The sequence below is a fragment of the Mycobacterium paraense genome (assembly GCF_002101815.1).
Taxonomy (GTDB): domain Bacteria; phylum Actinomycetota; class Actinomycetes; order Mycobacteriales; family Mycobacteriaceae; genus Mycobacterium; species Mycobacterium paraense.
Genome location: NZ_LQPM01000003.1, coordinates 154,643 through 173,284 on the forward strand (window position 1 = coordinate 154,643; position 18,642 = coordinate 173,284).

Below are 18,642 nucleotides of genomic sequence, written 5' to 3' on the forward strand. Positions count from 1 at the left end.
TGGGTGGATTTGTTTCAATCTGCCCAGGATGGGACAAAGATGAAAGTATGAGCGGCCAATCCGATGCCACGCCTCCACCGCCTCCACCGCCACCGCCTGCTCCGGCAGCCAAGGAGCCGGCCGTCGGCTTCACTCGCGCCGGCGCTTTATGGACGTCCCTGATTATCGGCTTCCTGATCCTGATCCTGCTGCTGATCTTCATAGCTCAGAACACGGATTCGGCGGCGTTCGCGTTCTTCGGCTGGCGCTGGAGCCTGCCGCTGGGCGTCGCGATCCTGCTCGCGGCGGTGGTCGGCGGTCTGATCACCGTCGCGGCCGGCACCGCGCGGATCCTTCAGCTGCGCCGCGCCGCGAAGAAGCACCACGCGGCGGCCACGCGGCCGGTCTAGCCGGGGAGCTTGGCGAGCTCGGCCAAACCGCGCGAGATCAGGGGCGCGACGACCTCGGGCGTGTGTTCGGACTCCGTTCCGCTGGCCAGGTCCGACATCCGCCGGCGGAAGTCGATGCCGGCGGCGATGATGGCGAGCTTGAAGTAGGCCAGCGCCATGTAGAACTCCCAATGCGCCAGCGGCAGCCCGGCCGCCAGCGAGTAGCGGTCCGCCAGCTCGTCGGCCGTGGGCAACAGCGGTGACGTCCAGGCGGCTTGGGCGTTGACGATCAGGTCCAGCGCCGGGTCGCGGTAAACGCACATCAGCGCCGCGTCGGACAGCGGGTCGCCCAGGGTCGACATCTCCCAGTCCACGACGGCGCGCACCGTCGCCGGATCGTCGGCATCCAGGATGGTGTTGTCGATCCGGTAGTCGCCGTGCACGATCGAGGTCCGGCTCTGCTGCGGAATTGATTGCCGCAAGCCCGAATGCAGCCGCTCGACGTCGGCGTCGCGGTGGTCGTCGGGCAGGCGCACCAGCTCCCACTGCGAGCCCCACCGCCGCACCTGCCGCTCCAGGTAACCGCTGGGCTTGCCAAAGTCGGCCAGCCCCACCGCGTTCGGGTCGACGCTGTGCAGATCGACGAGCACCCGGATCAGGGAGTCCACGCAGGCGTCGATCACGGTGTGGCTGAACGCTTCGAGTTGCGCGCGGCGGCGCACCACCTGCCCGGCAACGAATTCGACGACCTGGAACGGCGCGCCCAGCACCGAGTCGTCCTCGCACAGCGCGATCGTGCGCGCGACCGGGACGGGCGTGTCCTGCAGGGCGGCGACCACCCTGTATTCGCGGGCCATATCGTGCGCCGACGGCGTAAGCCCGTGCAGCGGCGGACGCCGGACCAGCCAGCTCGTCGCGTCGTCGTACACCCGGAACGTCAGGTTCGAACGGCCGCCGGAGATGAACTCGCCCCGCAGCTCGCCGTCGCGGCCGATCCCGAGCGAGCGCAGGTACCGGTCCAGCGAGGCCAGGTCGAGCCCGTCGAGTCGGTCAGTTGCAGTCACTCGAAATTGTTTACCACCGCCGGTGTCGACCAAGTTCACCACCGCTGGTTTCTCGGCAGCAGGTCCCACACGTGCTCGGTGGTGTTGACCGACGCCACCGTCGCCTCGCCGGTCCGCGAGAACAGCAGCCGGGTCACCGACGCGTAGTCGACGGGGAAGGACAACAACCGGGTCGTCCCGAGGATCTCGTGCAGCAGCACGTTGATCACGCCGCCATGGCTGAACACCGCGACGGTGTCCTCGGGATCGGCGGCGGTGACCAGGTCGTCGACCGCCGCGCGGACGCGCGCCCGGAATGCGTCCTCGTCGACCGCGCTCGGCAGGTGCCCCCGGGCCAGGCGCGCCCACTCCTCGGGTCGTTCCGCCTTGATCTGCTCGACGGGGATGTAGACGGGAAGGTCGCGGTCGTATTCGGCGAACCTGGGGTCGATTTCGACGCTGAGCGCGCGGGCCGCCGCCACGGGCTCGGCGGTCTGGATGGCGCGCCGCTGGGGGCTGCTCACCACGCGCGATATCGGAAACCTGGCGAGCGCGTCGGGCAGCCTCTTGACCTGAGCAAGCCCCTCCTCGGACAGGTTCGGATCAGAGCCCTCGCCGTGTTCGCTGCGCAGCGGTAACGCGTGGCGGACCAGCAGCACTTGCATCTTCGTTCCCGTCGTCGGATTGTGGGCAGCGCCAGTTTCTCATCGCGCCTCACGAGGAGGAGAGATGACCCAGCCGGGCATCGATTGGGACGCCGCCTACCGGCGGGAGGCACCGCCGCCGTGGAGCATAGGCCGGCCGCAGCCCGAGCTGGCGGTCCTGATCGACCAAGGCAGGATCCGCGGCGATGTCCTGGATTCCGGTTGCGGCCATGCCGAGCTGTCGCTGGCGCTCGCGGCGCGCGGCTACACGGTCGTCGGCCTGGACGCCAGCGCCACCGCTATCGCGGCCGCGACCGCGGCGGCGGCCGAACGCGGGCTGACGACGGCGACCTTCGCACAGGCCGACGTCACCAGCTTCCGCGGTTACCCACCCGGTTCCGAAGGGCGCTTCTCGACCATCCTGGACAGCGGACTGTTCCACGCGCTGCCTCCCGAGCGGCGCCAGGACTACCTGCAGTCGATCTTTCGTGCCGCCGCGCCGGGGGCCGCGCTGTACATCCTCGCCTTCGCCACCGGGGCGCTCGGCCAGAGCGACGGGCCCGGCCCGCGCGGCTTCACCGAAAACGAGTTGCGCGACGCCGTCTCCCAGCTCTGGCGCGTCGACGACGTCCGCCCCGCGAAGCTGTACGGCAACGCGGTCGCCCTCGCATCCGTCCAGGTCTTGTCGCCGGACATCGAGCGCGACGACGAAGGCCACTTCATGGCGCCGGGGTTCCTGCTCAGCGCGCACAAGCCCGAAGAGTGAAGCCGGCGGCACTTCCCGCCGACCACGGAGAATGCTATTCTCTGCGCGGAGAGCGGGGTGTGCAGCGTATGACGAGTGTCAGCGAATCCCAACTGGACGCGGGCGTTCTGGCCCGTTGGCTCGATGCCAACGACGCACCGGGCGGCGGCGAGCAACCGGTGCTGGAACCGCTGAAGGGCGGTTCGCAGAACACCCTCTACCTGGTCGAGCGGGGCGGACAGCGCATGGTCCTCCGGATGCCCGGCGCCCGCGCCGATGCGGCCCGCATCGACGGCCTGCTGCGGGAAATCCGTCTGGTCCGCGTGCTGTCGGGCACCGACGTCCCCCACGCGGCGCTGGTCGCCGCCGACGACACCGGCGACGTGCTGGGCATGCCGTTCTACGTGATGCAGGCGATCGACGGGTGGAGCCCGATGGACGGCGGGTGGCAGGCGCCGTTCGACACCGACCTGAGCGCGCGCCGCGGGCTGGCGTTCCAACTCGTCGAGGGCGCCGCCAAGCTCGGCCGGGTGGACTGGCGCGCGCAGGGGCTCGAAGGCTTCGGCCGGCCGGACGGATTCCACGAACGCCAGGTCGACCGCTGGCTGAAATTCCTCGACGCCTACAAGGTGCGCGAGCTGCCCGGTCTGGACGAGGCGGCCGACTGGCTGCGCAACAACCGGCCCGCGAGCTATCGGCCGGGCATCATGCACGGCGACTACCAGTTCGCCAACGTGATGTTCGCGCACGGCGAGCCGGCGCGGCTGGCGGCGATCGTGGACTGGGAGATGACGACGGTCGGCGATCCGCTGCTGGATCTCGCGTGGGCGCTGCTGGGCTACGACGGCGAGGAGCCGAGCACCGACGGGTTCTACTTGGACATGCAAGGCATGCCGACGCGCAGCGAATTGCTCGCGCGCTACGAGGAAGTCAGTGGGCTTTCCACCGAGAACATCGACTACTACCTGGTGCTGGCGAACTGGAAACTGGGAATCGTGCTGGAGAAGACCTATGCGGCCGGCGTGCGCACCGGGAAGGTGGACCCCCAGATCCAGGACACCTTCGGGGCGATGATCCCGCGGCTGATCGCCACCGCGGCCGAGCTGGCGCGGTCCCTGCCGTCGGGAGGCCGCTGAAATGGCCTATGCCGAACAGCTTTTCGACCTCAGCGACCGGGTGGTCCTGATCACCGGCGGCAGCCGTGGCCTGGGCCGCGAGATGGCGTTCGGCGTCGCGCACTGCGGCGCCGACGTGGTGATCGCCAGCCGCAACATGGACAACTGTGTGGCCACCGCGAAGGAGATCGAGGCCGAGACCGGCCGTTCCGCCATGCCCTACCAGGTGCACGTGGGGCGGTGGGATCAACTCGATGGCCTGGTCGACGCGACCTATGAGCGGTTCGGCAAGGTGGACACGTTGATCAACAACGCCGGCATGTCGCCGTTGTACGACAAGCTGACCGATGTCACCGAGAAGCTGTTCGACGCGGTGCTCAACCTGAACCTCAAGGGGCCGTTCCGGTTGTCGGCGTTGGTGGGCGAGCGGATGGTGGCGGCCGGTCACGGATCCATCATCAATGTGAGTACCGCCGGATCGCTGCGCCCGGCACCCGACATCGTGCCCTACGCCGCGGCCAAGGCCGGGCTCAACGCCATGACCGAGGCGCTGGCGAAGGCGTTCGGGCCGGCCGTGCGGGTGAACACGCTGATGGCGGGGCCGTTTCTCACCGACGTCAGCAAGGCCTGGAACCTCGACCGCGCCGAGGGCAAACCGTTCGGCCACCTGGCGCTGCAACGCGCCGGCGACCCGCGCGAAATCGTCGGCGCCGCGCTGTTTTTGGCGTCCGACGCGTCCAGTTTCACCACCGGCTCGATCCTGCGCGCCGACGGCGGGATCCCCTGACAGCCGTGGCGATCGCAAGCGCGGCAAAGCCGGGCGCCGCGGGTCGTCACCAATGAACACTTAGGAGTATCGAATGCCTTGGGACTTTTCCACCGAACCGGAGTTCGAGAAGAAGCTGGACTGGATCCGAGAATTCGTCCGCGAGGAGGTGGAACCCCTCGAGGTGCTGTTTCCGGGCTGTGAGTTCCTGCCACTCAACGACGAGCGGCGCCGCATCGTCGATCCGCTGAAGCAGCAGGTTCGCGACAACGGCCTGTGGGCACCGCATTTGGGTCCCGAGCTGGGCGGTCAGGGCTTCGGGGCGGTCAAGCTGACGTTGATCAACGAAATCCTCGGCCGAAGCCCTTGGGCGCCAATCGTGTTCGGGACCCAGGCACCCGACACCGGCAACGCGGAGATCATCGCGCGCTTCGGAACCCAGGAGCAGAAGGACCGCTACCTGGCCGGCCTGCTGTCCGGGGAAATCTTTTCGTGCTTCTCGATGACCGAGCCGCAGGGCGGCGCCGACCCCCGGGTCTTCACCACCCGAGCGGTCCGCGACGGCGACGACTGGATCATCACCGGGCGAAAGTACTTCTCCTCCAACGCCTCCGTCGCCTCATTCTTCATCGTGGTGGCGATCACCGACCCCGACGTGCCCGTGCATCAGGGCGCCTCGACGTTCCTGGTCCCCGCCGGAACCCCCGGGCTGAACATAGAAGCCAACCACCACCTCGTCGGCGCGGACCCGCACGAGCCCGGGCATTCCCTGGTGCACTACGACGGGGTGCGGGTGGGATCCGACGCGCTGCTCGGCGAAGCCGGTCAGGGCTTCCTGATCTTGCAGACCCGCCTGGCCGGCGGGCGGCTGCACCACGCGATGCGCTCGATCGGGATGGCGCAGCGCGCCGTGGACATGATGTCGCGGCGCGCGAAAAGCCGCTTCACCCAGGGCAGCTCGCTGGCCGACAAGCAGCTGGTGCAGGAGTTCGTCGCCGACTCCTATACCGAATTGATCCCCTTCCGGCTGACCGTGCTACACGCCGCCTGGCTCATCGACAACGGCGACGAGCGCGCCGCGCGCGCCGAGATCGCCGCCTGCAAGATCCTGGCGTCACAGGTGCTGAAATCGATTGCGCTGCGCGCCATTCAGGTGCACGGCGCCATCGGACTCACCGACCAACTGCCCCTGGTCAATGTGCTGCTCGGCGGCATCGCGCTCGGGCTGGCCGACGGCCCCACCGAAGCGCACAAGGTCAACCTCGCGCGAATGCTGCTCAAGGGCTACGAGGCCGAGGACGGGGACTGGCCCAGCGAGATGCTGGATGTCCGGCGCGAGGCGGCCCGCGCCAAATACGGTGAGCTCGTTGACCAATAGCCGGGTCGTCGCGGCGGTCGAGCGGGCCCTCGACGACCGCCAGCGGGAGGCAACCGAGGAGGTCGAACGCATCCTGGCCGCCGCGGTGCGCGTCATGGAGCGGGTCGCTCCCGAGGCGCCGCGCGTCAGCGACATCGTCGCGGAGGCCGGCTCGTCGAACAAGGCGTTCTATCGGTATTTCGCCGGCAAGGACGACCTCATTCTCGCGGTGATGGAACGCGGCGTGGCCATCGTCGTGTCATACCTGCAACACCAGATGGCCAAGGAGCCCCAGCCGCAGGACAAAGTGGCGCGCTGGATCGAAGGCACGCTGGCGCAGGTCGCCGACCCCCATCTGATCAGCATGAGCCGCGCGGCGGCCGGGCAGATGTCTCCCACCAGCCGGCCGGCGACCGACCAGGAGATGCTGCGGCCGCTGCGCGATCTGCTCGTCGAACCCGTTGCGGCGCTGGGTAGCACCGATGTCGAACGCGATGTCGAAGCGGTGTTCTGCTGCACCGCCGCGGCCATGCGCCGATACGTCGGATCCGCCGACCGGCCCCAGCCGGACGACATCGCACATCTGGTGGGATTCTGCCTCCGCGGACTGGGCGTCCGATGATGCGCGCCGCCGTCTGCCGCTCCTATGGCTCGCCGGAGGACCTGGTGATCGAGGACGTCCCGGACCCCGTGCCCGGCCCCGGGCAGCTCGTGGTCCGCGTGCACGCCGCGGCGGTCAACTTCCCCGATGTGCTGCTGATAGCCGGCAAGTATCAGGTCAAGATCCCGGTGCCGTTCATCCCGGGCAGCGAGCTCGCCGGCGAAGTGGTGGACGTCGGTGACGGCACCCCGTATCGGCGCGGCCAGCGGGTGTCCGCGACCACGCCGACCGGGGCGTTCGCGGAGCAGGCGCTGCTCGATGCCGGCGCGGTGGCGCCCATTCCCGACGGCGCCGACTTCGCCTCGGCCGCCGCGTTCGGCGTCACGTATCGAACGGCGTATCACGCGCTGCGGTCGATCGCCGAAGTGGCGCAAGGCGATTGGGTGGTGATCCTGGGCGCCGCCGGTGGTGTGGGGCTGGCCGCCGTCGATCTGGCGGTCGCGATGAAGGCCCGGGTCCTCGCCGCGGCGTCCAGCCCGGAAAAGCTCGAGCTGTGCCGGCGGCGTGGCGCGCAGGCCACCGTCGACTACGACCACGAAGACCTCAAAGCGCGCATCCGCGAGCTCACCGGCGACGCCGCGCGCGTGGTCCTCGATCCCGTCGGCGGATCCTACGCGGAGCCCGCGCTGCGGGGCCTGGCCCGGGGCGGAACGTTCATCACCCTCGGCTACGCCTCGGGCAGCATCCCGTCCATCCCGCTGAACCTGGTCCTGCTCAAAGGAATCACCATCCGCGGCATGGAGATCCGCACGTTCATGGGCGACCGGCCCGACGACGCCGCGCGCGACATGTCCGAGCTGTCGCAGATGTTCGCCGCCGGCACCATCCGGCCCCACATCGGCGCGCGGTTCCCGCTGTCCGAAACGGCGGCGGCGTTGCGGCACGTCGCCGAGCGCAAGGTGCTCGGCAAGGTCGTCATCGACGTGGCCTGATCGGCCATAGCCGCTACGGCGTGATGATGTTGAAGTTCTGGTCCGGCTCGTCGAGCACACCCAAGAACGCCTGCAGCGCCGCCTGGTCCCCGGAAATGTCGAGCCCCGGCGAGGCGAAGTCGCCCATCGCCGCCGTCAGCAACCGAAACTTCTTGTCCAGCTTGACGGTAACGGACGCCGTCGCCGGGTCGGCCGTCACCTTCCGATAAACGAGCACCCCGTTACGCAGGGTGAGCCGATAATTGGCGGCCAGGTCGGCGAACGAGATGTCCAGCGCAATGTCGAGGTCCCAGCTGCGCGGCCCGTCGACCCGCAGGGCGAAGCTGTCGAAGATCTGCTCGGGCGTCAGCTGGTTGAGCATCGAGGCCGACGCCGCGGTCACGGCGGTGCCGAAATTGCCGTCCCGCAGTTCGGTTGCTCCGCTGATGAAGAAGTTGCGCCACACGGCGTTCTCCGCGCCGTAGGCCAGCTGCTCCAGCGTGTCGGCGTACAGCGCCCGGGCCGGGGCGTGATCGCTGTCGGTGAAGACCGCGTGATCGAGCAGCGTTGCCGCCCAACGGAAGTCACCGGAGTCGAACGCCGCCCGGGCGAGGTCGACGACCCGGTCGATGCCGCCCATCGCGTCGACGTAGCGCGGGGCGAGGGCCTCGGGCGGATGGGGCCACAGCCGGCCGGGGTTGCCGTCGAACCAGCCCATGTAGCGCTGGTAGACGGCCTTCACGTTGTGGCTGACCGACCCGTAGTAGCCGTGCGTGTGCCAGGCCCGTTCCAGCGCGGGCGGCATCTGGAACATCTCGGCGATCTCGGCGCCGGTATAGCCCTTGTTGAGCAGGCGCAGGGTCTGGTCGTGCAGGTAAGCGTACATATCCCGTTGCAGGGAAAGGAATTCGACGATGCGGTCGCGCCCCCACGTCGGCCAGTGGTGCGAGGCGAACACCACGTCGGCGCGGTCGGCAAAGGTGTCGATGGCCTCGGTGAGGTAGCCGGACCAGGCGTGCGGGTCACGCACCAGCGCGCCGCGCAGCGTCAGCAGGTTGTGCAGGTTATGGGTGGCGTTCTCGGCCATGCAAAGAGCGCGGAAACGCGGGAAATAGAAGTGCATTTCGGCGGGCGCCTCGGTGCCGGGCGCCATCTGGAATTCCATCTCCACGCCGTCGATCGTGTGGGTCTCCCCGGTCTCGCGGATGTCGACGGTCGGCACGATGACGGCCACCTCGCCCGTGGAGGGGGCCTGGCCGAGACCGCAGCCCACCTGGCCGAACGGCCCACGCGGCAGCAGGGTCCCGTACATGTAGGTGGCCCTGCGCGTCATGGCCGGGCCCGCGTAGACGTTCTCCTGGACGGCATGCTCGACGAAGCCGTCCGGCGCCAGCACCGCGACCGCTCCGCTGTCCACGTCGGTCTGGGACGTCACGCCGAGTACGCCGCCGAAATGGTCGACGTGGCTATGGGTGTAGATCACCGCGACGACGGGGCGATCACCGCCGCGGTGCGCGCGATACAGGGCCAGCGCCGCCGCGGCCACCTCGGTGGAGATCAGCGGATCGATGACGATGACGCCGGTGTCGCCCTCGACGAAGGTGACGTTCGAGATGTCGAAGCCGCGGACCTGATAGATGCCCGGGACCACTTCGTAGAGCCCTTGCTTGGCGGCCAGGGTCGACTGGCGCCACAGGCTGGGGTGCACGGACGTCGGCGCGGGCCCATCGAGGAACGAGTAGGCGTCGTTGTCCCACACCACCCTGCCGTCGGCCGCCTTGATGACGCACGGCGACAGCGCGGCGATGAACCCGCGATCGGCGTCGTCGAAGTCCCGTGTGTCATCCACTGGCAGGGAATGCCTGCCATGGGCCGACTCAATGACGGCGGTTGGGGGTTTGTGTTCCACCGCCAATACATTGCCATTAATGCGCCGTCCCGGGAACGAACGCAAAGAAGACATCTGGCCGGTCAAAAGAATTTTCCCTGAACCCCTTCTATGCGGCTCGGCAAACCCGCATACTGCCTTGACGGTTCTCAATGCCGAGGACCGCAACGATCGGGCAAAGGAGAACAGGTGAAGCGTGGACTGACTGTCGTGGCGGCCGGAGCGGCAATTCTCGCCGCGGGTATTGCGGGATGTTCGAGCAACAAGGGAACTACGGTCACCGGTGGCGGCGTCACGGCGAGCACCGGCGGCACGACGAAGGTCATCATCGACGGCAAGGACCAGAACGTCCAGGGCAGCACCGTCTGCACCAAGGCCGCCGGCAACGTGAACATCGCGGTCGGTGGCAGCAACACCGGGATCAGCGTCGTGCTCACCGATGCCAACCCGCCCGGTGTGAAGGCAGTCCAGCTCGGCAACGTCAACGGTGTGACCCTGCAGTACGCGCAGGGCGGTCAGGGCAACGCTTCCGCGACCAAGGACGGCAACACCTACAAAATCACCGGCACCGCCACGGGAGTCGACATGGCCAACCCGATGCAACCGGTGAACAAGCCGTTCGAGATCGACGCGAGCTGCTCTTAGCCCGCCTCAGTTCGATGACTCTGCGGGCGGTTGCCACCCGTTGAGTGGCAACCGCACCGTGAACTCGGTGTGGCCCGGCGCGCTGCTGACCGAGATGGTCCCGTTGTGCGCCTTGACGACTGCCGAGACGATCGCCAGGCCCAGCCCGGTGCTGCCGCCCTTTCGGGAGCGCGAGGAGTCGCCGCGCGCAAACCGCTCGAAGACCTCCGACTGCAGCGCCGCCGGGATGCCGGGGCCGTTGTCGATGACCTGCAGCAGGGTGTGCGCCGGCTCGGTGGTCAACTTCGTCGTGACGACGGTGCCCGCGGCGGTGTGAACGCGGGCGTTGGCGAGCAGGTTCGTCAAGACCTGGTGCAGCCGCGCCGCATCGCCGGTGACGACGACGGGTTCCTCGGGCAGGTCGAGCTCCCACTGATGATCCGGCCCGGCCACGTGCGCGTCGCTGACGGCGTCGACCGCCAGCCGCGTCAGGTCGACCGGTTCGCGTTCCAGCGGCCGGCCGGAGTCCAGCCGGGCCAGCAGCAGTAGGTCCTCGACGAGGCGCGTGATCCGCTCGGTCTCCGACGCCACCCGGCTCATCGCGTGCGCCACCGCCTCGCGATCGTCGCCCATGCGCTGGGTGAGCTCGGTGTAGCCGCGGATGGCCGCGAGCGGCGTGCGCAACTCGTGACTGGCGTCCGCGACGAACTGGCGAACCCGGGTCTCGCTGGCCTGCCGCGCCGACAGCGCGGCGGCGATGTGGTCGAGCATCCTGTTCAGCGCGGACCCGAGCTGACCCACCTCGGTGGCCGGATTGGCGTCGGACTCGGCGACCCGCACCGGCAGCTCGACCTCGCCGCGGTCCAACGGCAAGTCCGCCACCTTGCTCGCGGTTTGCGCGACGCGGCGCAGCGGCGCCAGGGCCCGCCTGATGATCACGACGCCGGCGGTGGTCGCGGCCACCAGTGCGATCACTGTGACGATCCCGAGGATGACCAGCATCCGCATCATGGTGGCGTCGACGTTCGACATCGACAGGCCGGTGACAATGATGTCCGCGCCGCTGCGGCTCGGGGCGGCGACGACGCGGTAGCGACCGAGCCCGTCGAGGTCGAGCGTTACGGCGTTGCGGCTGTTGGCAATGTGTTCCAGTTGCGTTTGCGCGGCCGGCGTCAGCGCGGCCCGCGAACCGGCGCTGGTCAGGTATCCGGCGTCGACCGTCTTGCCGTTGCTGATCACCGCGGCGACCATCCCGGCGGGCTGGCCCGGGGCATCGAGGAACCGCGGACCGGGGCCCGGCCGCGGGTAATAGAAGTGCGACTCATGGCGCCAGCCGGGACGTTTCGGCTCCGGATACATCAGTGCCGACCGATAGGAAGCCCCGGCGAGCTGCCCGTCGAGCTGCGCCACCAGGTGGTGCAACAATGCCAGCTCGGTGGCCGCGGTGATGCCGACGCACACGACGGCGAGAACGACGATCTGCCCGACCAACAGCCGGAGCCGAAGTGACCAGACCCGCCGCGTCCTAGCGGGCTGGCTTGAGGACATAGCCCGCGCCGCGCAGCGTGTGGATCATGGGTTCGCGACCGTTGTCAATCTTCTTGCGCAGGTAGGAGATGTAGAGCTCGACGATGTTGGATCGGCCGCCGAAGTCGTAGCTCCACACCCGGTCCAGGATCTGCGCCTTGCTCAGCACGCGCTTGGAGTTGCGCATCATGAAGCGCAGCAGCTCGAACTCGGTGGAGGTCAAGGAGATTGGCTCGCCGGCGCGCGTGACCTCGTGACTGTCCTCGTCCAGCACCAAGTCGCCGACCACCAGCTGTGCCCCGCTGTCGACCGTCGTGACGCCGGTACGCCGGAGCAGCGCCCGCAACCGCAGCACCACCTCTTCGATGCTGAACGGCTTGGTCACGTAGTCGTCGCCGCCCGCGGTCAGCCCGGCGATGCGGTCTTCCACAGCATCCTTGGCCGTCAGCAACAGCACCGGCAGCTGGGGGTTCTCCTCGCGGAGCTTGTGCAGCACGTCCAGCCCGCTCATGTCCGGGAGCATGACGTCGAGAACGACCACATCGGGCCGTTGCGCCCTCGCCGAGGCGATGGCCGAGGACCCGTCGCCGGCGGTGGAAATGTTCCAGCCCTCGTACCGCAGTGCCATGGACACCATTTCGGCCAACACCGCTTCGTCGTCAACGACGAGGACATTGATCGGATTGCCGTCGGCTCGACACATGACTACCCGCTCTACGGACGCTCGCGACTGTGTCACAGGGTCCAGTATCCGCGGCGGACTGAGCCGACGCTATGGCGTTCCTATGCGTGTCCTGTGAAAAGATCGCGTGACCGCCGGGCGGTCACGCGATCCGGTAGCCGGGCCGTGGGCTAATACCAATACCGCCTGCCGGCGACCGGGCGGCCGACAGAACCCAGGATCCACAGGACCGCGCCGATGACGAGCAGGATGATGCCGAGCACCCATAACAAATGGATGCCGAAGATGAATCCAAGAACAAGCAAGACGATGCCGAGGATGATCATGACAATTTCCTTTACATGAGGGGTACTAGGCTGCTGGACATTGAGCTGGGCTGCGGAACTTTGCAATCCTTGACTTTCGGATTAACACCCGCATAGTTCAACGGCCCGGCAATTACTGTCAACGCGATATTTCCCGCAGTGACACAGTTTGTTGAATCACCCTTGAAGTAGTCGCGCTGGAACGCCGCGAAAACTCCGATGAGCAGCCACACCAGGACAATCGCGCCGATCACTCCGCGTCCACGCATGGTGACCTCCATTGTGTTCGAGAAAATTCCCGTGCGCCTAGCGTTACCCGTTCGACTTATGTCTAAACCTGGCCGATGTTGCCCCCCGTGAGCCAGGCTTCGGCTCGCTTCTTCGATGCGCGGGAAAGCCACGCGTCTTGAATCAACTCGGCCAGTTCCGTCGTCGTAATCTCGGCGAGTCGGCTGGCCCGCACCAGCACCGAGGGGTGTCCGTCGAAATGGCTGGTGGTGAAGAACGGCGACGCGGGATCCTGCGTGAGCGCGAGCTTGTCGCTGTCCGACTCCACCCAGAGCATGATCACGTCGGCGTAGCGTTCGCCGGTGTCCGGGTCGGTCGCGTCGGGCTGGGGAGTGCGGAAGAAGACGAACGACTTGCCGCCCACCTGATAGATCGGGTTGCCCTTCGGGCCTTCCAACCGCTTGACGTGGGGCATCGACGCGGCGATCCGATGCACGTCGCTCACCCGGGCGGGCCGATCACCCATGGCCGCGACATTACCGCCCGGATCTGTAGCATGGCGAGTGGCGTTGCGGTAAAGGGGGATTGATGTGCGGTGACTGACACCCTGTTCGCTGACGTCTCCGAATTTCAAGTGCCCGTGAATGATTCGTATCCCTACCGGGTGCTTTCGATCCGCGCCAGTGACGGCACCTATCAGGATCACAACTTCGCGGCCAACTACGCGTGGATGCGCACGGCCTTGGACAGCGGGCGCCTGACGTTTGGAATCGTCTACACCTATGTCCGCCCGAATTGGTTGGACAACGCCAACACGGTGCGCTCGATGATCGACGCCGGCGGCGGCCTGCATCCGCGGGTCGCCTTGATGCTCGACGTGGAGTCGGGCGGCAATCCGCCCGGCGACGGTTCGAGCTGGATCAACAGTCTGTACTGGAACCTGTCCGACTACGCCGGCGATCCCGCGCGAATCATCGGTTACGCCAACGCCTATGACTTCTTCAACATGTGGCGGACCCGGCCCGACGGCTTGCGGGTCATCGGCGCCGGGTACGGCTCCGACCCGGACCTGCCCGGCCAGGTCGCGCACCAGTACACCGACGGCACGGGTTTCAGCCCGAACCTGCCGCAGGGGTGTCCACCCTTCGGAAACTGCGACATGAACTCCGCCGACGGTCTGACACCGGAAGAGTTTGCCGCCGCCTGCGGCATCAGTGCGAACGGAGGATGGTTGATGGCACTCACCGACGCCGAGCAAGCCGAGCTGCTGAGCAAGGTCCGCGACATCTGGGACCAGCTGCGCGGGCCGGACGGCGCGGGCTGGCCGCAGCTCGGTCAAAACAGCGAAGGGCAGGACCTCACGCCGGTCGACGCGATCGCTGCGATCAAGCAGGACGTGGAGGCGATGCGGGCGACTTCGTCGGGCTAATCGGCTGCGCCGCCGCGGCTTTCACGCCTGCCGCTGCGCCGAGACATACAGCGTCGGCGGCATCACGTGCCCGGTACCCTCCGGAATGCTGCGACCGTAGCGGGCCATCAACTCGGCAAACGTCGCCGTCGCCACGTCCCAGCCGTGCTCGCGCAACCAGCCGTCGACGGGTGTGCGTTCCTCGGGATACCAGAGGTCGTCGAAGTCGGTGACCTCGGTGTCGACCAGCCTGGCGGCCGCCGCGCGCATGCGCTGCATGTCCTCGCGCTGGCGCCGGACCAAGTCGGGGTCGGTGAATCCCGCGCCCGGCACGTTTGACGCCAGCCAGCTGCCTGGGGCGCTCAGCGAGTGGATGCGCTCGAACAGTAGGTCCTGTGCCTGTGCCGGCAGGTAACGGACCAGCCCCTCGGCCGACCAGACCGCCGGCCGCGAGGAGTCAAAACCCGCGTCCCGCAGCGCTTTCGGCCAATCCTGGCGCAGATCGATCGGCACGTTGACCAGCCGCGCCTTCGGGTCCGCGCCATGTTCGCGCAGCGTGTTGGACTTGAATTCCAGCACCTTGGGCTGGTCCAGCTCGTAGACGACCGTGCCGTCCGGCCAGGGCAGTCGCCAGGTGCGGGCGTCCAGCCCGGCAGCCAGAATCACCACCTGCCGGACGCCGGCGTCGGCCGCGCCGAGAAAGAACTCGTCGAAAAACGCTGTGCGCGTTGCCATGAAGTCGATCATCAGTTGTATCCGCGCCCGCACGTCCGGCTCCAGCTCCACCGCCTTGGCCAGCAGCTTGGGGTCCGCGTAGATGCTCCACATCCCCTGGCCCGCGGCATCCACGAACACCCGCGCGAAGGGGTCGTTGATGAGTGGGTTCGCGCTCTCGGTCTCGGCGGCACGCGCCGCGGCGACGCCCAGCGCGGTGGCTCCCACGCTTTGAGTGATGTCCCAGGAATCGTTGTCGGTACGCGGCATCGCCATCCCCTTCAAGCCCGAAGTCCGTTAGTTCCGCACACTATTGTTCCAGCCTCCGGCGCGACCCGCCGCCCGTGGCGGGTGACCTAGGCTGCTTTGCATGACCGTCGACCTCGACGCCGTAGCGGGATGGATGTCCGACCAGGGGCTCGGCGAGGGACCGCTCGAGGACGTCGCCACCATCACCGGCGGAACGCAAAACGTCATGCTGCGGTTCACCCGGGCCGGCCGGCCCTACGTGCTGCGGCGCGGGCCACGACATCTGCGGCCGCGCAGCAACAGCGTCATCCTGCGGGAAACCAAAGTCCTTGCGGCGTTGGCCGGCTCCGACGTGCCGCATCCGCACCTGATCGCCACCTGCGACGACCCCGCCGTGCTCGGCGACGCGGTCTTCTACCTGATGGAACCGGTCGACGGCTTCAACGCCGGCGAGGGGTTGCCGCCCTTGCACGCGGGCGACCCGAAGGTGCGGTTCGGGATGGGGCTGTCGATGGCCGACGCCCTGGCGAAGTTGGGTGCCGTCGACCACGTCGCGGTGGGTCTGGCGGATTTCGGCAAGCCGGAGGGCTTTTTGGAGCGCCAGGTGCCGCGCTGGCTTTCGGAACTGGACTCCTACAGCGAGTACGACGGCTACCCCGGGCCGGAGATCCCGGGCATCGAGCAAGTGTCGGCCTGGTTGCAGCGCCGCCGCCCGACGACGTGGACGCCCGGGATCATGCACGGCGACTACCACGCCGCCAACGTCATGTTTTCGCGCACCGGCCCGGAGGTCGTCGCGATCGTCGACTGGGAGATGTGCACGATCGGCGACCCCCTGCTGGACCTGGGCTGGCTGCTTGCCACGTGGCGCCAGCCCGACGGGTCCAGCGTGTTCGGCCACGCCCTCGGCGGGCAGGACGGCCTGGCCAGCACCGATGACCTGTTCCAGCGGTACGCCGCCAACACCACCCGCGACCTGTCGCACATCACCTGGTACACGGTGTTGGCCTGCTTCAAGCTCGGCATCGTGATCGAGGGCACGCTGGCGCGGGCGTGCGCGGGCAAGGCGGAAAAGGAGGTCGGCGACCAACTGCACGCCGCCACGGTGCATTTGTTCGAGCGGGCGCTGACGCTTATCGACACGCAACCCTGACCCACTAACATCTCCCCCCGTGCCGTACCGCGAGAATCCCGACTTCTACTCCGAGCCCACCCAGGCCGCATACGGCGGCTACTACGACGAACCGGCGCCGCAGCCGCCCGAGCCGCCGACGCCCTGGTATCGCCGCCCGGCGGCGCTGGTCGCCGCCGGCGCGCTCGCGGTGATCGTGCTCGGTCTCGCCGCGTACGCGGTGGTCAACCTGGTGGCCGGCTCCCCCGCGCCGAAGGCTCCGAGCACCACCACGACCACGACGCCCGTCACCACCACGCCGGCGCCGACCACGACGGCGGAGACGCCTCGGCACCACGGCGGCGGCGGGGGCGCGCCGACGCAGACCGTCACCGAGACGGCGCCGCCGCCGAGCACCGACACGCCCACGGACACGGCGACCACGACCGTCCCGCCCAGCACGGTCACGGTGTCACCGAGCACCGAAACCAGCACCGTCACCCAGACCGTGACGGTTCCCCCGCGGCGACCGTTCCAGCCGCGCCCATAGTGCAGACATAGCGGGGCTGTGCGGATAGCCTCCATGCGTGGATGTCGGGGACTCGGTCAGGCGCTCACTCGACCACTGGGAGCGGCGCGAGTGGGACACGGCGATGGTCCACGCCTGCAACGCCGTCGATGCCACCGCGAATAAGCGCTATGCGCAGGTCGGGATCGCCACCCGGTTCAAGCGCACCATCCGCGATTCGCTGGACATCTTCGGTGCGATGGCGGCCCCGGCGATCGACTTCGAGCGCAGCCGCTTCCCCATCGCGGTGAAGTCGGATCTGCCCGACGGCCGTCCCGACATCGCCGACGTCCTGTACGGCGTTCATCGCTGGAACCACGGCCACGACGACGAGTTGCCCGAGGGGTTCGAGCTGACGCCCTATGGCCCCCGCCCCGCGGGCGTGCAAATCTGGCGCACCGGAAAAGTCCAGCTTCCCGCCTCGGCCGCGATCGGCCTGTTGGCGGTCGCGGTTTTCTCGCCGGAGAACAAGGGTTCGGCCATCCCGGATGGCTACCAGCTGAGCTGGTACCAGTACGTCTTCATCATCTGCCTGTGGTGGGGATGGCAGGATCACTTCCGCGAGATCATCCGCGCCGCCCCGATCCCGAAGACGACTCTCGACTTCTCCGAGTTCTGGGACGACTGGACGCCGGTGTAGGGGCCAGGGCAGCCGACATGCAACCGAGCATCGGCCTGGTCCGTCCGGCCGGCCCACAGGACGCGCCGGCCTGCGTGGCGATATACCGCCCCTACGTCCTGGACACGGCGATCAGCTGGGAGCTCGAAGTCCCGACCGTCGACGAGATGGCCGGGCGGATCGCCGCGGCTCGCGAGACCCACGAATGGCTCGTCCTCGAACACGACGGCCGGGTCATCGGCTACGCCTACGGACACGCCCTTTATCGCGTGGCCTCCTACCGATGGGCGGCGCAGACCGGGATCTACGTCGACGCCGAGCACCACCGCGCCGGCGGCGGCCGCGCGCTGTACACGCAACTGCTGCGCCGGCTCGCCGAGCGCGGCTACCGGCGGGCCATCGCCGGCATCACCCAACCCAACCCGGCCAGCAACGGTTTTCATCGATCCTTCGGGTTCACCGAAGCCGGCCTGTACCGCCGGGTCGAATGGAAGCACGGCAGCTGGCACGACGTCGCGTGGATGCAACTCGATCTGCTGGGCGATGCCGATGACGGCGGGCCGGCGGGCCCGATCACCTAGGCGGGCAGACATACTTCAGCTCGGGACGGGCCTTGGACTCGCCCGTCCCGAGCCGGAAGGTTGTAAGAGGCTAGCGCCCGCCGCCGGCGCCGCCACCGAAACGGCCACCGCCGGCGCCACCGCCCATGCGGCCGCCGCCCGCGCCACCGCCGAAGCGGCCGCCACCGGCGCCGCCACCGAAGCGCCCACCGCCCGCGCCGCCACCGATACCCATCGTTTCCGCACTGCTGATCGTCATCATGGGCCGGAGGTTATAGCCGAATATCCGCGGCCACAACCAACTCCGTCTTAACGATTTGAACTAGGCCGGATATGAGCGCGCCCGAAGGGATTCGAACCCCTAACCTTCTGATCCGTAGTCAGATGCTCTATCCGTTGAGCTACGGGCGCCTGTCTTCAATTGTCTCGCCCCCGAAAGGACTCCGCGGAGGCGAGAGGATTTGAACCTCCGGTCCCCTTTGAGGGGGACAACTCATTAGCAGTGAGCCCCATTCGGCCGCTCTGGCACGCCTCCATCGAACTTCCTGA

23 protein-coding genes and 2 tRNA genes are annotated in these 18,642 nt (G+C 68.0%); 13 read left to right on the plus strand and 12 right to left on the minus strand.

Annotated elements, in window-relative coordinates; genetic code table 11:
* The first annotated feature begins 47 nt into the window (after positions 1-47).
* Positions 48-389 carry a LapA family protein gene (locus AWB89_RS01980; protein WP_085095116.1) on the plus strand — a complete coding sequence of 114 codons (342 nt, stop codon included), beginning with the start codon at positions 48-50 and terminating at the stop codon, positions 387-389.
* Here AWB89_RS01980 and AWB89_RS01985 read toward each other — a convergent pair.
* A complete protein-coding gene (locus tag AWB89_RS01985) occupies positions 386-1,432 on the minus strand; it encodes a phosphotransferase family protein (protein WP_085171377.1) in 1,047 nt (348 codons plus the stop codon). The two genes, AWB89_RS01980 and AWB89_RS01985, sit on opposite strands and share 4 nt — an antisense overlap.
* Positions 1,433-1,467: 35 nt before the next feature.
* Positions 1,468-2,076: a histidine phosphatase family protein gene (locus AWB89_RS01990; RefSeq protein ID WP_085171325.1), complete on the minus strand. Its 609-nt coding sequence runs from the start codon at positions 2,074-2,076 to the stop codon at positions 1,468-1,470.
* Between the two features lie 64 nt (positions 2,077-2,140).
* Here AWB89_RS01990 and AWB89_RS01995 point away from each other — a divergent pair, with 64 nt between their 5' ends.
* From AWB89_RS01995 to AWB89_RS02020, 6 genes are all read left to right on the plus strand, one after another.
* A complete protein-coding gene (locus tag AWB89_RS01995; RefSeq protein ID WP_085171326.1) occupies positions 2,141-2,821 on the plus strand; it encodes a class I SAM-dependent methyltransferase in 681 nt (226 codons plus the stop codon).
* A 68-nt stretch (positions 2,822-2,889) separates the two neighbouring features.
* A complete protein-coding gene (locus AWB89_RS02000; protein WP_085171327.1) occupies positions 2,890-3,936 on the plus strand; it encodes a phosphotransferase family protein in 1,047 nt (348 codons plus the stop codon).
* A gap of 1 nt (position 3,937) precedes the next feature.
* Positions 3,938-4,702, plus strand: coding sequence for an SDR family NAD(P)-dependent oxidoreductase (locus AWB89_RS02005; RefSeq protein ID WP_085171328.1), 765 nt, complete (start codon positions 3,938-3,940; stop codon positions 4,700-4,702).
* Positions 4,703-4,775: 73 nt separating this feature from the next.
* Entirely contained in the window at positions 4,776-6,059 is a 1,284-nt protein-coding gene (locus tag AWB89_RS02010; RefSeq protein ID WP_085171329.1) for an acyl-CoA dehydrogenase family protein, read from the plus strand.
* Positions 6,040-6,660, plus strand: coding sequence for a TetR/AcrR family transcriptional regulator (locus AWB89_RS02015; protein WP_085171330.1), 621 nt, complete (start codon positions 6,040-6,042; stop codon positions 6,658-6,660). The genes AWB89_RS02010 and AWB89_RS02015 overlap by 20 nt, the downstream gene beginning before the upstream one ends.
* Entirely contained in the window at positions 6,660-7,631 is a 972-nt protein-coding gene (locus AWB89_RS02020) for an NADPH:quinone oxidoreductase family protein (RefSeq protein WP_085171331.1), read from the plus strand. The genes AWB89_RS02015 and AWB89_RS02020 overlap by 1 nt, the downstream gene beginning before the upstream one ends.
* Before the next feature lie 13 nt (positions 7,632-7,644).
* Here AWB89_RS02020 and AWB89_RS02025 read toward each other — a convergent pair whose 3' ends face one another.
* Positions 7,645-9,525: an alkyl/aryl-sulfatase gene (locus AWB89_RS02025; RefSeq protein ID WP_162293291.1), complete on the minus strand. Its 1,881-nt coding sequence runs from the start codon at positions 9,523-9,525 to the stop codon at positions 7,645-7,647.
* A gap of 162 nt (positions 9,526-9,687) precedes the next feature.
* Between AWB89_RS02025 and AWB89_RS02030 the strand changes: the two genes are divergently transcribed.
* Positions 9,688-10,143 (plus strand): lipoprotein LpqH, encoded by a 456-nt coding sequence (locus AWB89_RS02030; RefSeq protein WP_085095133.1) that lies wholly within the window; start codon positions 9,688-9,690, stop codon positions 10,141-10,143.
* Between the two features lie 6 nt (positions 10,144-10,149).
* Here the strand turns inward: AWB89_RS02030 and AWB89_RS02035 are convergent, their stop codons facing one another.
* The 5 genes from AWB89_RS02035 to AWB89_RS02050 form a co-directional block, all read right to left on the minus strand.
* Positions 10,150-11,670: a sensor histidine kinase gene (locus tag AWB89_RS02035; RefSeq protein ID WP_085171332.1), complete on the minus strand. Its 1,521-nt coding sequence runs from the start codon at positions 11,668-11,670 to the stop codon at positions 10,150-10,152.
* The gene (tcrX, locus tag AWB89_RS02040; RefSeq protein ID WP_077100757.1) at positions 11,648-12,352 is read right to left on the minus strand and encodes a two-component system response regulator TcrX; all 705 of its coding nucleotides are present in this window, start codon (positions 12,350-12,352) and stop codon (positions 11,648-11,650) included. Before tcrX ends, AWB89_RS02035 begins: the two co-directional genes overlap by 23 nt.
* Positions 12,353-12,501: 149 nt before the next feature.
* Complete coding sequence (locus AWB89_RS27450) at positions 12,502-12,657, minus strand: DUF6131 family protein (protein WP_169716574.1); 156 nt, start codon at positions 12,655-12,657, stop codon at positions 12,502-12,504.
* Positions 12,658-12,668: 11 nt separating this feature from the next.
* A complete protein-coding gene (locus tag AWB89_RS02045) occupies positions 12,669-12,917 on the minus strand; it encodes a hypothetical protein (RefSeq protein ID WP_085095137.1) in 249 nt (82 codons plus the stop codon).
* A gap of 50 nt (positions 12,918-12,967) precedes the next feature.
* A complete protein-coding gene (locus AWB89_RS02050; RefSeq protein ID WP_085171333.1) occupies positions 12,968-13,390 on the minus strand; it encodes an MmcQ/YjbR family DNA-binding protein in 423 nt (140 codons plus the stop codon).
* A gap of 69 nt (positions 13,391-13,459) precedes the next feature.
* On the opposite strand from AWB89_RS02050, the gene AWB89_RS02055 reads away from it, so the two are divergent.
* Positions 13,460-14,293 (plus strand): hypothetical protein, encoded by an 834-nt coding sequence (locus tag AWB89_RS02055; protein WP_085171334.1) that lies wholly within the window; start codon positions 13,460-13,462, stop codon positions 14,291-14,293.
* Between the two features lie 21 nt (positions 14,294-14,314).
* Here the strand turns inward: AWB89_RS02055 and AWB89_RS02060 are convergent, their stop codons facing one another.
* Entirely contained in the window at positions 14,315-15,256 is a 942-nt protein-coding gene (locus tag AWB89_RS02060; protein ID WP_085171379.1) for a class I SAM-dependent methyltransferase, read from the minus strand.
* A 100-nt stretch (positions 15,257-15,356) separates the two neighbouring features.
* Between AWB89_RS02060 and AWB89_RS02065 the strand changes: the two genes are divergently transcribed.
* From AWB89_RS02065 to AWB89_RS02080, 4 genes are read left to right on the plus strand one after another with little or no spacing between them, the layout of a single operon-like run.
* Positions 15,357-16,388: a phosphotransferase family protein gene (locus AWB89_RS02065; RefSeq protein WP_085171335.1), complete on the plus strand. Its 1,032-nt coding sequence runs from the start codon at positions 15,357-15,359 to the stop codon at positions 16,386-16,388.
* A 19-nt stretch (positions 16,389-16,407) separates the two neighbouring features.
* Positions 16,408-16,896, plus strand: a complete 489-nt coding sequence (locus AWB89_RS02070; RefSeq protein ID WP_085171336.1) for a hypothetical protein — start codon at positions 16,408-16,410, stop codon at positions 16,894-16,896.
* A gap of 37 nt (positions 16,897-16,933) precedes the next feature.
* Positions 16,934-17,554, plus strand: a complete 621-nt coding sequence (locus AWB89_RS02075) for a hypothetical protein (protein WP_085095147.1) — start codon at positions 16,934-16,936, stop codon at positions 17,552-17,554.
* Between the two features lie 17 nt (positions 17,555-17,571).
* Positions 17,572-18,114: a GNAT family N-acetyltransferase gene (locus tag AWB89_RS02080; RefSeq protein ID WP_085171337.1), complete on the plus strand. Its 543-nt coding sequence runs from the start codon at positions 17,572-17,574 to the stop codon at positions 18,112-18,114.
* 70 nt (positions 18,115-18,184) lie between these two features.
* Here AWB89_RS02080 and AWB89_RS02085 read toward each other — a convergent pair whose 3' ends face one another.
* From AWB89_RS02085 to AWB89_RS02095, 3 genes are all read right to left on the minus strand, one after another.
* Positions 18,185-18,355: a hypothetical protein gene (locus AWB89_RS02085; RefSeq protein WP_193791114.1), complete on the minus strand. Its 171-nt coding sequence runs from the start codon at positions 18,353-18,355 to the stop codon at positions 18,185-18,187.
* Between the two features lie 76 nt (positions 18,356-18,431).
* A tRNA-Arg gene (locus AWB89_RS02090) sits at positions 18,432-18,504 on the minus strand.
* A gap of 35 nt (positions 18,505-18,539) precedes the next feature.
* A tRNA-Ser gene (locus AWB89_RS02095) sits at positions 18,540-18,628 on the minus strand.
* Positions 18,629-18,642: the final 14 nt, after the last annotated feature.